This window comes from Flavobacterium crassostreae, from assembly GCF_001831475.1.
GTDB lineage: Bacteria > Bacteroidota > Bacteroidia > Flavobacteriales > Flavobacteriaceae > Flavobacterium > Flavobacterium crassostreae.
In genome coordinates, this window is record NZ_CP017688.1 from 523735 (window position 1) to 539550 (window position 15816).

General features: G+C 36.8%; 10 protein-coding genes. 5 read left to right on the plus strand and 5 right to left on the minus strand.

The window, feature by feature from the left end; translation table 11 throughout:
* The first annotated feature begins 15 nt into the window (after positions 1-15).
* A complete protein-coding gene (gene pckA / locus LB076_RS02365) occupies positions 16-1617 on the plus strand; it encodes a phosphoenolpyruvate carboxykinase (ATP) (RefSeq protein ID WP_066331859.1) in 1602 nt (533 codons plus the stop codon).
* An 89-nt stretch (positions 1618-1706) separates the two neighbouring features.
* Here pckA and LB076_RS02370 read toward each other — a convergent pair whose 3' ends face one another.
* Entirely contained in the window at positions 1707-2432 is a 726-nt protein-coding gene (locus tag LB076_RS02370) for a PH domain-containing protein (RefSeq protein WP_066331862.1), read from the minus strand.
* 148 nt (positions 2433-2580) lie between these two features.
* A complete protein-coding gene (locus LB076_RS02375; RefSeq protein ID WP_066331863.1) occupies positions 2581-3756 on the minus strand; it encodes a glycosyltransferase in 1176 nt (391 codons plus the stop codon).
* Between the two features lie 124 nt (positions 3757-3880).
* On the opposite strand from LB076_RS02375, the gene LB076_RS02380 reads away from it, so the two are divergent.
* Genes LB076_RS02380 through LB076_RS02390 form a run of 3 tightly spaced genes read left to right on the plus strand, consistent with a single transcriptional unit; the run spans position 3881 to position 9756 of the window.
* Positions 3881-6973 carry a glycosyltransferase family protein gene (locus LB076_RS02380; RefSeq protein ID WP_066331864.1) on the plus strand — a complete coding sequence of 1031 codons (3093 nt, stop codon included), beginning with the start codon at positions 3881-3883 and terminating at the stop codon, positions 6971-6973.
* A 4-nt stretch (positions 6974-6977) separates the two neighbouring features.
* The gene (locus tag LB076_RS02385) at positions 6978-8216 is read left to right on the plus strand and encodes a hypothetical protein (RefSeq protein ID WP_066331867.1); all 1239 of its coding nucleotides are present in this window, start codon (positions 6978-6980) and stop codon (positions 8214-8216) included.
* Complete coding sequence (locus tag LB076_RS02390; RefSeq protein ID WP_066331870.1) at positions 8203-9756, plus strand: cellulase family glycosylhydrolase; 1554 nt, start codon at positions 8203-8205, stop codon at positions 9754-9756. Before LB076_RS02385 ends, LB076_RS02390 begins: the two co-directional genes overlap by 14 nt.
* On the opposite strand, the gene LB076_RS02395 is transcribed toward LB076_RS02390, so the two are convergent.
* Both LB076_RS02395 and LB076_RS02400 read right to left on the minus strand, forming a co-directional pair.
* Entirely contained in the window at positions 9753-10931 is a 1179-nt protein-coding gene (locus LB076_RS02395) for a glycosyltransferase (RefSeq protein WP_066331872.1), read from the minus strand. The two genes, LB076_RS02390 and LB076_RS02395, sit on opposite strands and share 4 nt — an antisense overlap.
* Before the next feature lie 51 nt (positions 10932-10982).
* Positions 10983-12239 (minus strand): MATE family efflux transporter, encoded by a 1257-nt coding sequence (locus tag LB076_RS02400; protein ID WP_066331874.1) that lies wholly within the window; start codon positions 12237-12239, stop codon positions 10983-10985.
* Positions 12240-12567: 328 nt separating this feature from the next.
* Here LB076_RS02400 and LB076_RS02405 point away from each other — a divergent pair, with 328 nt between their 5' ends.
* Positions 12568-14628, plus strand: a complete 2061-nt coding sequence (locus LB076_RS02405; RefSeq protein ID WP_066331876.1) for a surface lipoprotein assembly modifier — start codon at positions 12568-12570, stop codon at positions 14626-14628.
* 473 nt (positions 14629-15101) lie between these two features.
* Here the strand turns inward: LB076_RS02405 and LB076_RS02410 are convergent, their stop codons facing one another.
* Positions 15102-15803 carry a LytR/AlgR family response regulator transcription factor gene (locus LB076_RS02410; RefSeq protein WP_066331879.1) on the minus strand — a complete coding sequence of 234 codons (702 nt, stop codon included), beginning with the start codon at positions 15801-15803 and terminating at the stop codon, positions 15102-15104.
* Between the last annotated feature and the right edge of the window lie 13 nt (positions 15804-15816).

Here is a 15816-nt window from a genome sequence, read left to right on the forward strand (position 1 = left end):
CTCAATTATAATTTCATGAATAATAACACACCGTTTACGAAAACGATTTCTATAAGTAACTTAGGAATTGAAAACGCAAAGATTCATTACCAATTATCCGCTAGCGAATTACACGATAAAACAATAGCATTAGGTCAGGGTTCCGAAAATTCTACAGGCGCATTAGCCATCCATACCGGAGAGTTCACAGGGCGTTCTCCTCAAGATAGATTTATTGTAAAAGACACCATCACTGAAGACAAAATCTGGTGGGGCAAAGTAAACATTCCGTTTGAACCTGCTGCTTTTGATGCATTATATAAAAAAGTTACTGCTTACCTTAGCAACAAAGAGGTATACGTTAGAGACTCTTATGTATGTGCCGATAAAAACTACCAGCTAAATGTAAGAGTGGTTACCGAAACGCCATGGGCAAACTTGTTTTGCTACAACATGTTTTTGCGACCAGACGATGCACAGTTAGAAAATTTTACTCCAGAATGGACTGTAATTTGCGTACCAAGCTTTATGGCAGATCCAGCCGTAGACGGAACGCGTCAAGCAAATTTTGCGATTTTGGATTTTACCAAAAAAATTGCATTGATAGGCGGAACGGGCTATACCGGAGAAATGAAAAAAGGGATTTTCTCTGCGCTTAATTTTATTCTTCCGGTAGACAAAAACACCCTACCAATGCACTGTAGTGCCAATGTGGGAGACAACGAAGACACGGCCATTTTCTTTGGATTATCTGGTACCGGAAAAACAACCCTTTCGGCAGATCCAGAAAGAAAGCTAATTGGTGACGATGAGCATGGCTGGACTAACGAGAACACTGTTTTTAATTTTGAAGGCGGATGCTATGCTAAAGTAATCAACTTAAGCGAAGAAAACGAGCCAGACATTTTTAGAGCAATCAAAAAAGGAGCCATCCTTGAAAACATTGTTTTTAAAGAAGGAACCAACGAGGTAGACTTTGATAATGTTTCTATCACTCAGAACACAAGAGTAAGTTACCCTATTTACCATATTGACAACATCCAACCCGGATCTATAGGCCGAAACCCTAAAAACATCTTTTTCTTAACGGCAGACTCCTTTGGTATCTTGCCTCCAATATCTAGATTAACACCAGGGCAAGCTGCGTATCATTTTATCTCTGGTTATACTGCAAAAGTTGCGGGTACTGAGGCCGGAATCACGGAGCCACAACCTAACTTTTCAGCTTGTTTTGGCGCACCATTTATGCCATTACACCCAACCAAATATGCCGAAATGCTTAGTAAAAAGATTCAAGAGGCAGATGTAAAAGTTTGGCTAATCAATACCGGTTGGACCGGAGGAGCTTATGGAACTGGTAGCCGAATGAAATTAAAATATACTCGTGCAATGATTACTGCCGCTCTAAACGGAGAGTTAGATGCCGTAGAATACCAAGAGCACTCTGTGTTTGGAATTGCCATACCACAAAGCTGCCCTAACGTACCGGACACTATTTTGAACCCAAGAAACACTTGGTCAGACAAAGAATTATACGATACTAAGGCCGCAGAATTAGGACAAAAATTTAAAACAAATTTTGCTCAATTTGAAGAGTTTGCCAACTCTGAAATTATGGCTGGCGGGCCTAAGGTTTAAATTTACAACAAACTAATTACCCTACAAAAAGAGAGCTATCCGTAAAGAATAGCTCTCTTTTTTGTAGGGTATACTTAAAAAAAATTAGATTACATATATCTCAGAATTTCATTTTTGTAAGCATCGTATTCTCCTTGCAAAATAAGTCCGTTATCCAAGAGTCTTTTGTAATTTTGCAGTTTTACAAACAGCTCCTCTTGAGACAATTCAGGCAACGGGATATCTTTAGGAGTATCCATTCTAGGACTAAACTCTTGCTGGCTTTCTGTATTGTAATTTGTTTGAGACACCGAAATTATTTCGGCATAATTTGTTACTTCTTCCGTCACAACTTCTTCCACAATTGCCCCTGTAACCGCAGCAGTATCCACTACTTCGGGAGTAATTTCTTCAACAAGTATATTATTGTTGTGCAAAGGTGTTTTCAAACCATCCATTTGTTCTTTGGCGTAGGTGTATAGCTTTCTGGCTTGCTTTTTTGGAATATAATCAATAGATAAGCTTAGATCACTTTTAGTTGAGAATGAAAAATCCGAGCCTAAAATATTTTCTTTAACAAAAGCAGCAACAACATCTTCCCAATCGTAATCCACAAAATCCATTGATAAACCTAAGTTTTTAGGTTTACACAAAATGATGCGTTTATTAGTCAAGACAATACTATCCGGAAAAACCGTAATAGCTGGCTTTTTTTGAACTCCAATATATCCTACTTCTTCTTTTTTCATCAAAAGATCTTGCAGTTTGGATGTGATTTTCTCTATTGCTTTGGGATCTTGATCTTCGTTCCAGAATTTTTTAAGTTGCTCTTTCATAAGGTTAGGTACGGCATTATTTGGGGTTGTTTTAAATTGTTTTTTTATACAAAAATAAGATCAAAATAGTATGGATAAATCCAGAAGCGATTGTTTTTTTTGAATGTAACGGATATAACCCAAATCTAAAGCAGAATTTAGCCGCCGATTACCTGTAGTGTATTGCAATTTGTCCTATCTGAAAAACAATCTTTAAAGAGTCTTTGAAAGACAATTTAGAACCATCTGCATGGATCCAACGTTTTAAAGGAACTTCGCAAACTATTTTTTTGGTTTCTTGGTCTCCGTATATTTTTTTCATACGCATAAAAATTTCAACATCAAACAACCATTTAGTCAAGAATTTGGTCTGAAAGGTATTTTCAATAACCTCTTTACTCATAATTTTGGCACCACACTGGGTATCGTTAAACTCCATACCAATGGTTTTTCGGATAATTAAATTAATTATTTTACTAATTATAGCACGTGCCGATTCTTTGGTAATATCGGCACCCATTCTGGCCATTCTGGAGCCACTCACAATTTTAAAATTTGAGTTTGAAATTGTTTTAACCAAATCATGAAAATCCGAAAAGTCTGTAGATAAATCCGCATCTAAAAAACCTATGTAATCAAATTGATCTTGTTTGGCTAGATGGAGCATTCCCAAACGAACTGCTTCGGCCTTGCCGCCATTTTGGGGGCAATCATAAATACTGATATGGTCTTCGTTTCCTTTTCGTAATTCTTCCAGAACGGCTAAGGTTTGGTCGGTACTCCCATCATTTACAAAACACAAATGATAGCCTAAGTTTGAGCTTATAAAGGCTTTAAAATCCTCTCCCAACAGCCGTAATTCTTCATTATAACAAGGGATGACCACACCTATGCAGTTGTTTTGAATAATTTGATTTTTTTTGGTGGTGCTGCTTTGGTTTTCGCCAACGCCGATTAAACGCTTCACTCGGGCACCAATCTCGCTCAAACTCAAGGGTTTTTTCATGTAGTCATCTACGCCTAAATCAAAGCCTTTTACAATAATATCTTCGTCCGTGTTGCCAGACAATATCATCACTGGCGTGTTGTGTTTTTTAATTATTTTTATATGTTTGGCTACTTCAAGACCGTTATGTACATGTTGTGATGTATCGGTTGCCGTATTCTCTACTTCCGAAAAAGGCATGTTGATATCTGCAATAACTAAATCTGGCGCGTACAAATCGTATTTGTTGATCCCGTCCAAAATAGTATTCGAACAGATCACTCCATATCCTAAATCCACAAGACATTTCTCTAATGAAAGAAGAACTAATTCTTGGTCATCAATAATTAAAATTTTCATACGGATCTAATTTAAGGCAGTTCATCACTAGTAAATATACTAAATTAAAGCCTACTTTGACTAGATATAACCCGTTAATTAACAGTTTTATTATTACATTTACAAAAACATCAATTTATACGCATTGGCAAAAGAAAAAACAAACAAATATTTAATTGTAGCGCTCTTAATTGGCGTGGTTTTTCATGGCAGCGCCCTTTTTTATACTCTAGAAAGCACCTATGATGCGCTAATACACATGTTTTTTGCGCAGCATTATGCCAGCAGTTGGTTTGAACCCTGGAATTATAGCTGGTACACCGGCTTTACGGTTATGGGATATCCGCCGTTGGTACACCAGGCCATTGGATTGCTTTCGCTACTTGGCGGGCTAAAATTTGGTTTGTTTACCGTCGCAATAATCGGAATTGTACTCTTTATAACTGGTGTTTATAGGTACACTTTAATGATTACTGGAGACAGAACCGTAGCAGGCTATGCGGCAATTGTAGCCGTATTCTCTTCTTCTTTTGTGGAAACGCTCCATATTTTTGGACAATTACCCAGTATTATTGGGATTTCTGTTTTAATGCATTGCATGCCTGAGATTTATCTTTGGATTAAAACCGGAAGAACACGGTATCTCTTTCGGGCTTTTTCGCTTTTGGCCGTGACCATAACCTCGCATCATGTTACGCCTATTTTTGGAATGATTTTTTTTATTTTTCCATTGATTGGAATGGTACTTATGGATGTCTCTAGAGAACAAGTAAATTCGTACAAAGAGATTCGGTTTACATTATTTTTACAATCCTTTTTTAAACTTTTCAAACGGATTGTTGTCTTTGGTGCCGGATCCTTGTTTTTGATTGTTTTTTGTATTTTTCCGTACTGGATAAACTCCAAGGCTAATCCCATTACTCAGGTACCGATACCGCACGGAAGTCGAGATAATTTTTTGGAAGTGACCTCCTCTGGCTTGATGTTTTTTGTGATTCCGTGGGGAATTTTATTTTTTATTCTTCCCTATATTTTATACCGCTACTTTAGCAAAAGATACCTTTGTTTTGGGCTATCCATCTCTTTATTGATTGTGCTAGGCACAGGCGGAACCACTCCAATCCCGTTAAAAGTTTTGGGCGAAACTGCCTTTAATATCCTTACGTTAGATCGTTTTGCGTTGTGGGCTTCTATAATGAGTTTGCCTCTATTTGGAGAATTTGTTTACCGTCTGGTTGAGGGCGATTTAAAAACGGCTATCCACAACCGCTTTGGCAATGTGTACCACCGAATTGTGTGTGCCTTGTTTGCAGGATCTTTTTTGTTTTTTGCAGGATTCACCATTACATTGGGGTATTTTAGGCCTTTCCAGCCGCAGAAAATCAACACCTTACCGTTGGTTAATTTTTTGAACCAAGACCAACACGACCAATGGCGCTATTTGCCTTTAGGATTTGGAGACCAAATGGCTACCTTATCTTCGCAAACCAAAGCAAAAACCGTAGACGGAAACTACCACTCAGCACGGAGGCTTCCCGAATTGACCACCAGAGCCATTGAGCGTTTAGAAAACTCCAAGTTTAGAGGCATGGAGGGTATTGGATCCTTGCAGCAATTTTTGACTGTTCCTGAAAAATACAACCTGAAATATGTTTTTTCTAATGATAAATTTTACGACCCGATACTCTATTTTTGTGGCTGGCATCGGCTTTCTTTGTTAGAAAATGGCATTATGGTTTGGGAAAAACTAAACGTTAATCCGTTGCCTAAAGTACTACCCAAAGACGAAGTGCCTTTGTATCTCAAATTGATGTGGGGTATAGTGCCAATACTCACGGTATTGATTGCTTTTGTGATAAACATACAAAGCATTTTTTATAAAGCTTTGAAGTTAAAAGAAGAACCCAAGCCAGATTTTTTTCGTTTTGCTATTGCTTACAAAAAATTTCCGTTTTCAATAATCGCCATACAGCACCTTTGGGTATTGTTGCTCTTGGGGATTATTGGGTCCAATGTATATGGCTTTTATACCAATAATGCTACCCAAATAAGCCCCGAAAATGTAGTGAAAGCCTATTATGATGCACTAGATTTTAAATATTACGAAAAAGCGCACGCGCTAATTAATCCCGAAAGCAAGATGTCTATATCCCAATTTATGCTCGAAACTTCGGTGGCAGACGGCATTTTAAACTCCTATGCTAAATTAGATGCGATAACCATTGAAAGCATTCAGAAAGCAAAAAACAGAAGCACGCTTGTGGCAAAAACCAAATGGATTACCCCCTTGGAGGTGATCCATAAGGAGTACTACCACGAGTTAATTAAACGCAAGGGGAAATGGTATTTATTGCCTCAAAAACTGCCTTTGGATATTCCGCCAGATCAATTTTTATCTGATAATACAACCGCATATTTCAAACAAGGAAGACGCAAGATAACCACCCAACAGACCTATCATGAAGACGTGCTCAAACAACCCGAATTAGAGATCCTGAGTGCAAAACTAATTCAGTACGGTAAAGAGTATCTCATTATTGGCGAATTACAAAATATTGCCAACACGCCCGCTGATGTAGTGGTTAAGGCAACTTTATACAATAAATACAACCAAACGTTAGCTAGTTTTAATGCCAAAGACGTTATTAAACATAAAATTTTGCCCAAAGAAACCACTAGTTTTAAGATTCATTTTGAAGAAGTATCTTGGCTTGAAAACAACCGAACCCAGCCCACTACATTTAACCCCAAAGAATTTACTCCAAAGGATATTAAAGAAACCCCTGCAAATTTTGATATTCAATCTGCTGGAAATGTAGCCCTAACGGATTTTTATATCCAAGTTGCACTATCGGACCTAACAATAGAGGACAACCGTTTAAAAGGAACCTTGTTTAATTATGGCATCCAAGAGGTTACCGTTCCGGAGCTATTGATATCCTACTATAACCAAGATAAAGAGCTGCTTTATGTGGACAATCATTTTTTGCGAGAAGGCATTCGGGTGCAACGCAAACAATATTTTGACTATCCTATGTTGGATTTGTCCCATTGTCGTATTGTGCAGTCTTCGTTGGATAATTGCTATGTCAATGGACTACCCAATGCAACTCTTGCCAAAACCATTGTACCTAACAGAAGCAAAGAGGCCGAAAAAGAAGTACTCCAAAAAGTAAATGGAAAAGGATTTAGTTACATTAAGATAGAAATGAACAACTATATAGGCAACCCAAGATGATCCGATGATGCAAAAAATTTCGTTATTCGTGCTGCCCTTTGTTCTGTTCTTTTTGTTTGTTTTTGCCATTGTCAAAACAAATAAAACAGAACCTAAACTACTATTGCAAACCACCCAAAAGACTTTTGCAGCAGCAAACCCTATTGTTTTGACCTTTGCTACAGATGCCAAGACAGAACTTCGGGCAAAATTATTTATAATACATACTTACGGAAAGACGGTTTTAGAAGCAACGGCAACTAAGGCGCATCTTAGCTTTAGGATTCCTTCCATTTATTGCCGCAAAACAGGGCTAGTATCTTGGTATTTGGTGCACAACCAAAAAACCCTTAATCAAGGAACTTTTGAAATTATACCCAATGACGCTAGTGCAACTCTTTTAGAAAATTATTTAGGCCCACCCACCATACTCGCTGGCAAAAAACACTTTACGATGTTGGTTGCGATCCCTACAGATGCTTATGATAATCCCAAACAAAATAATACCACGGTTGTGATAAAAGACCAATTTTTGGACCGTATTACCGTTAGTTCTAAAAAAACGGCATCTTTTATCGCTTGGAAAAACATTTATTCCAGAACCAAATCAGGCAAAATGCTGGTATCTAGCCAATGCAACTCCACTAGCTCTAAAGAGTTTGAAACCGAAATAACCCCTTCGGTTGCTACTAATTTTAGCATTCAAGCTACTCGAAATCACGCCTTTGCAGATGGCAACCAAATCACTACCCTAGAAACTACTATAATTAGAGATCAATACAACAATATTGTAGCAGATGGCACTTTGGTTACGTTTCAAATTACCACCAAAAACAATACTTTACTTAAAACCTATGCTGCAACTATAAACGGAATAGCCAAAGGACAGCTACTGCATCCAGATCATGCAGAGAACTACCAAATTAAAGCCTACATAATCGGAATAGCCCAGAGTAAGCCTATTGTAGTTCGATACCAAGCGCTAATTGGTACTTTTGCGTACCAATTTTCGGATCAAAATCGCAAAATAACTGTAGGCCCTCTTACTAGTTTTATGCAACAAAGGGTACCAGACGGTATTAAAGTAACTTTAAAAATACTACATAACCAAAAAGTAATCGAAACTAAAATTGCAGAGACCGCCAAAGGAATGGCGAGATTTTATCTTCACGCTCCTTTTTATAAAGAAAAAGAATACCAATTTGAAATCACTACCTTAGGGATCACGCAACAAACGCAACTAAAAAAATATGAGTCTCATTAATAATAAGAATATTTACAAAACGGCTTTTATTCTCTGTTTTATTTTAATCAGTATTTTTACGCTATTGGGCTTTGCCAAAGTGTTGGATTACTTAAATACCGGAGCAGACAGAACCACCATGCTGCATCTCGAAACAAAAAGTGAAGAGGTCTATCTGCCAAAAGTAAACTGGACAAAACAAAGCAACCCTGCACGGGTTATGGAAAAAAATACTCTAGGAAAAATAGAGCAAGATTATTTGTTTTCTTGGCACGTAAAAAACAACGCCCTAGCAAACAATACCACCAAAGGTATTGCAGATTATTACACCCAAAATACGCGAGAAAACCTATACCGCACTGTTGCCTACAATAAGGCCCATCAAATCTCTATTGAAAACACTACTTTAAAGCATTTTCCAGAATTAGAATTTTATAGCCAAGACGGCCAATTAGTGGTTTTTACGGACAAAAATGTCATTGCATTTCAAAAAGTATATCAAAACAAGCAACTTATCACCACCGTACAAGATACCGCAACTTATAGAGTAATGATGCTATTGGAAGATGGTTTTTGGAGGGTGCGTCATTTGCTTAAAATGAAGCCGGCCGTTTTTGCCGCAGACACCTTAAAACCGAGACCCATTTATACTATACAAAAAAATACCATCCTAAAAAATACCATCCCTTTTGTGATCCGAGGTATTAATTATTACCCTCGAAACTCGGCTTGGGACACCTTTGGTGCTTTGTTCCAGAAAGACACCATTGCCAAAGATTTGGAAATTATAAAAAAAGCAAACCTAAATACCATACGGATTTTTATTCCCTACCAAGATTTTGGAAAAGCCACAATAGATCCCGAAAAAATGAAAAAATTAAAGGTTTTTTTGGATTTGGCCGAAACCAAAAAACTAGCTGTAGTAGTTACTCTATTTGATTTTTATAGCGACTACACCCTAGAGAGTTGGACCCTAACCCACCGCCATGCAGAACAAATTGTAACTGCCTTTAAAGACCACAAAGCCATATTGGCATGGGATTTAAAAAACGAACCCAATTTGGATTTTGAAAACAGAGATAAAGACAATGTTTTGAACTGGCTAAAACACCTCATCCCGGTTATTAAAGAAAGTGACCCAAATCATTTAATCACCATTGGTTGGTCTAACGCCATAGAGGCTACCAATTTGGCAGACCAAGTAGACTTTATATCGTATCATTTTTATACGGATCCAAAACAATTGGAACAGCAAACAAATCGTTTATTAAAAACCACCCAAAAACCAGTAGTAATACAAGAATTTGGCGTACCATCTTATGGTGGTATCTGGAATTTATGGGAAGGAAGTCCAAAAAAACAAGCACGCTACCATCAAAAAATGCAAGCCTATTTCAAAAAAAACAACTATAGTTTTATGTCTTGGACCTTATACGACTTTCCGCAGGTACCCAATCAAGTAGCTGGCAAATGGCCATGGCAAAAAATACGGCAAAAAAAGTTTGGGTTCTTGGATGACAAAGGCAAACCCAAACCTGCTTTTAAATACCTTTCTAACTAAGATTTAGATTGGATTATTTTTTTGAAAGTATCCATATACATATCCGTTATTTTATCCATAGAAAGCGCACTGGCTGCATTAAAATTTTGCATTGCAATGGCCTTTCTAGCGGCATCATTGGTAATAATTTTTTCTAAGGCTTGGGCCAAAGAGGCTGCAGACTCCGGGTCAAAAAATACTCCTTTGTACCCCTCTTCTTCCACCAACAATGCAAGATCTCCTAAATCCGGCATTACCACAGCCTTGCCATAACTTCCTGCCTGATGCAACACTCCTGAGCTTCCAGTAGTAGAGGTGTACGGAAATGCAACTACTGCGGCTTGTCCAAAAATGGTAGCTACGTCTTTTTCGTCTACATAGCCTGTAAATCTAATCCCGGGTACTTCACGGTATTTTTCCTGCACTTCAGCAAGATAACCCGGAGTATTAGGGCTGTCTGTTCCTGCAATTACTACTTCAATATTTTCGGCACTGTTTTGGCGGATTAAAATGGCTGCTTCGATCAGAATTTCGACTTTTTTGTAGGTTCCAAATTTTCCGAATGCTAAAATTTGTTTCGGCCCTGGAGCCAAATCAAAACAGGGCGTTTCAATACTTTCAAAAGTTCCGTGCGGAATTAATTGCACGTTTTTTACTTTGTATTTGTTTTCTAAAACAGTAACGTATTTGTTTATAGTAACGGCAACTACATCGGATTTTAAAATAAATCTGGTCAGTGTAGTTCCTACAAAATTATAAAATTGCTTTGCTAGTTTGTTGGTAGTAAAACCCGCACTTTCTAAATCTACCTGCTCCAATATATTGTGCAACAAAGATACGGTCGGCACTTTGTTGTTACGCAAAACCATCGGAATCATTAATCCCAAAGCAGCAGGAATTTTTTTATCTCCAAATTTCATAAACTGCAAGTTGATTAAAACGGCATCTGGTTTTTCGTGTCGCAGAACCGCACTGATCGAAAAAATAGTGGTATAACTATTAAAAGACCAACACTCGTGTACGCTAACTTTATGGCTGTTCTCAAAATCCAGATCTTTGGGTGCTTGGGTTGTATCGGTCAATAAAACTACTTCTGAAACTTCGTTTTTTTGAACAAAATTTTTCACTAAATGGTATCCGTACTCATTCAAGGTTACTTTACTTGGCGGAAAAGCGGTAATTATAGCAATTTTCATATTCAGAATGATTTTTAGTTAGTCTTACAAAACACAGTTTGTTTTATATTTTTATTTTATTTTTTTATTTTTATAGAAAAAATAGCACAACTGAAAAAACAACAAAACCACCATTGCAATAATTTGCATGTGCACCACTTGCTCTAAACTAGCATGGTACCGCATAATTAATCCTATTTGTGTGGTTCCTAGAACAGCCGAAACTACCACTGGAACATAATGGTCTAAAGACAAATAATAATACGCAAATATATTGGCCACGGCAAACAATGAGGTGGCAAGGGCGTATTTCCATAACAAAAAAGAAATCGATAGGTAAGCATGTCCAAACATTGCATTTACAACCAATTCTGGAAAAAGTGCCGTAAAACCTACTATTAGTACAGACAAAAAACTGATGTAACCAACATATTTTAACAAAATAGGCAAGGTATCCTGGCGGTCTTTTTTCATTTGTATTACTTTAGGTAACAACAGCATAACAAACATCCAGGCTACAAAATACACCACACGTCCGATCAACGCCAGCGAGGCATATAGTCCGGCTTGTTGGCTATCAAAATAATGTTTGACCAAAACAATATCGCTGTTGTTAATTATAATTTGAGTTAACTCATAAAATGCTGTTAGCATAAAAAAAGCAGCAATAGAGCGGCGGTCTAATTCGGTAGAAATCGGATGTTGAAAAGCGCTAAAAATAGTTTTTTGGAAAGGGAACAACCCAAATACAAACGAAAAAACGATCCCAAGGGCTACAATAACAGAACTGGCACTATCCGGAAACAACAACAAGGCAGCAATGGTTACCACTAGTCTGCTGGCCATTTCGGTCTGGTAAGTAGTGGCTAGTTTGTGTAATGCATTTTGCCCTTGGTACAGCCCTCTGTTGATGCTCATCATAAAGTACAACGGAATTCCAATCCCAAATATAAAAAACATTGCTGCGGTTTTGGTATGAAAGAGTCCTTGCAATTGTTGGTGCCAAAAAACAATAGCTGCACCAAACAAAATCCCCAAGATTAAAGCATATTTGGCAACCCATTTTATAAAAACAAGTAGCATCTGGTCTTGGTATAAAACCGCATATTTAGCAGCTACAATTTGAAAGGTCATACCTACAAAAGAAAGCATTAACAACAGCGTAATAAGGATTGCTGCATCTGAAAACGCAACAGGCCCAAGCATTCTGCCTAACACCAAATTATACAAATAATTGCCTGCGTTTACCAACAAAATGGTCAGCATAAAACGTTGTTCCGGAGATACCTTTCTGGGTATTTTAGCCATTACGTTGGAAATTATCTTCATCGCTAATTATTTTTAATTTAAAAACATACTCCAACTACTTTCGTAATATTGTTAATGCAAAACCAAATTGTTTCAGTATCCGTACCTTTTTTAAAAAAAAGCGAGTTACACACTGGTTTACTATCTTTTAAAGATATCCTATTTTAACAATTTAACGAAGTTTTAACGCAATAAAAGTATAAATTTGAACAAATCGTCCAATTTAAAAGGATTTTAAATCGATTATAAAACAAATTACAACGCAATTAAATAAATGCCTTAAAATAGCAGCTGAATTATACATTTTTAATCCTTAACTTGCATCAAGCAACCTCTGAATGTTAATTTTATGAAAATTACACAAAACGCTTTTCTACTCTTATTCCTTTTTTTAAATGGCGCTATCCAAGCACAAGACATGAAAACTGGATTCCAACAACTTGAAAAAGGCGATTTTGCGCAAGCAGAAGTTTTTTTTGAAACGATCTTAAAAGAATATCCCCAGAACAAAACCGCGCAATTATGTTATGCCAGAGCTTTGGGGTTAAACAACCAACCCGAAAAAGCATTGGATCATTTTATAGAACTCAAAGAGGCTTTTCCGGGAGATCTAGAGATAGAACTCAACTATGCCGAAGCGCTCTTGTGGAATAAAAAATTTGAACCAGCAAAACTTTTTTACCATACATTGGTTGCTAACAACCCTACAAATTTTGTGGCCCATTTGGGCTATGCCAATACCTTATCTAATCTAAAAGAATATCCAGAAGCTTTGAACCAAGTAAACAAAGCCTTAGATTTATCTCCGGGTAACCCAGGGGCTTTAACCTCCAGAAAATACATTAAATTAGGATATGCCAACCAAAATCTAAACCAGAAATTGTATGACCAAGCCGAGGCGTATTATGAAGAAATACTTATCGATTTTCCGGAGGATAAAGAAACCCTGCTCAATAAGGCCAATTTGTATTTAATTACCAAAAACATCCCCAAGGCAAAAAAAACCTACGCCGTGCTAGCAAAAAACAACCCAATAGTGGCTCTGAACGGGCTCTCTTTGATAGAACACCTTGCTGGCAAAAACAAAAAAGCGTTAGAAACCGCAACAACTGCAACAAAAAAAATCCCAGAAAACAGCCCAGCATCTTTACAAAAACAAACCCAAGAAAGGTACGTACAGGCGTTAATCTGGAACAAAAAATACAAAGCAGCAACCACAAAAATCGATACACTTAAGACCCAATACCAAGATGAAAACTGGCTCTTAGCACTGGCAGCTACATTGGCTATTTACAAGAGCAATTTTAAAGAAAGTATTGGTCACTATGGCGCCATATTGGCCAAAGACAGCACTTCTTTTGATGGAAATCTAGGTATTGCAAATGCGTATTATGCCTCCGGAGAAGTACAGCATGCACTGGATGCAGTAGCACAAACCTTGGTAGTTTTTAAAGACCAAAATGATGCGGTACAGTTTTTAAAAAAAATAAAAGAAGAATACACCCCAGTTATAGAGCAAAAATTTTCTTATGCTTATGATAATGGTAAAAACACCGCAAAGGCAGCACAGACAAACATTAGTATTCCTTTGGCTATCCAATGGAGCCTACAGAGTAGTTACCAATACCGAGAAGCCGAAAACACCATCACTAAGGCTAGTGCCAAAACCAATGATTTTTGGGTAGGCGTAGATTATAATTTCCATCCCAAAATTACGTATACATTTAAAGCAGGGGTAACGGCGGCAAATTCTAGCAACAATCGGTATAACCAAACCTTAATTCATACTTTTTTTAAAATGAAACCTCTAAAATTACAAGATTTAGAAATAGGTTTCAAAAGAGAAATGCAAAGTTTTAATGCCGATTTGATTGACAAAAAAATTGCAACAAACAACTACTACCTCAACTATAATTTGAGCACCAATTTTAATTTTGGCTGGTTTACGCAATATTTCTTTACAAACCAGACCGACAACAATAGTCGTAATTTATTATTTACCTCTTTTTATTACAACTTTATGTCCAACCCTGTGCTAAAAGGAGGTTTTAATTACCAATATATTGCTTTTAAAAACCGCATTCCGTTGGACTATTTTAGTCCCAAAAAATTCCATGCCGTAGAGGTTTTTTTAGAAGTTCTTAAGGACGAGAAAATTGCAAAACCAAAATCTTGGTTTTACCATGCTAATTTAGCTACAGGTTTTCAGTTTATTGAAGATAATGACCGACAATGGACGTATCGAATTCAAACAAAATTAGGTTATAAATTCTCGGATCGTTTGCTTGCCAATATTTATGGCATCAACAGTAATATTGCCTCTGTGTCTGTAGCAGGATTTACCTATACCGAAATCGGCTTAAGGCTTAAATGGAATTTATTTGAAAAACCTATTTTTGAGTTAAAATAGGATAATTGTACTACAATTTTGGATTTTATTTAAAGACCGACGCTTTATTTTATAAAAAAAGACTGCTCGTGGTAGCAGCCTTTTATACTAAACAATGCGTTTAGAATCAATTTGTTTTTAGAATCGTATAAAACTTAAAAATCACGACTCCTTACCACTTAAAATGGTATAAAAGGCAAGATCCTTTTTTTCAAATCAATGATCTGGGGCAAAAAGAGTATTTGTCTTACATTCTACTTTATAAAGGTACGCACAACCTATAATTTTTGAAATAACTTTTCGGCAGAATTGCATTTCCCTTCGACGAATGGAACTTCAAAACCGCTGTCTGTCTTTTGTTTACAAATAGTTTTTTATTTGATCTGGCAATCCTCAACCAATACCCTCTTTTTAATAAACGGCAGAACAAGGCTATTGGTTATAACCAAAGCCCTACAACACGTATAAACAGAGTGCATTTCCTAAATCAAAATTTAGAGCACATTTATTCTATTTAATAATTCGGTCTTGTTGGATCTGCTTACCGGAACTACATTTTTGCCGATCAATACACTATTGTCTTCAATGTCAATTATTTTTTTGACGTTGATAATAAAAGAACGATGGACTTTCAAAAAGATCTCTTTAGGGAGTTTATGTGCAATATTTTTGAGGGTAGAATGCACCATATAATTTTTGGATTCGGTTTTTATATGTATGTAATCTCCTTTGGCCTCTATTAAATCTATAGAATTTAATTCAATCTTAATGAGTCGTCTATCTACGTTAATATAAAAATCCGTAGGCACAACACTGGCAGTGGTGGCTGTAGTAGACTCGTTAAGAGCCAGAGCATTTACTTTGTCAATGGCTTTTAAAAAACGCGGAGCAGTGATGGGCTTTAATAAATAATCCACGATACAATCGTACTCAAAAGCTTCTATAGCAAAATTGCTATCTGAGGTAACTAAAATAGTGTGCGGTGGATTTTTAATGGTTTGTATGAGGTCAAAACCAGTAAAATTAGGCATGTGTATGTCTAAAAAAATCAAATCCACCTGATTTTGATTTAAAAATTTAATTGCATCCATAGCATTCGAAAAAGTAGCAACCACCTCAATATTTGTATGGGATACAATAAATTGAGTAAGGATTGCTCTTGCCATCTCTTCATCGTCTATAATAATGCAATTCATCTAAAGCTTTTTT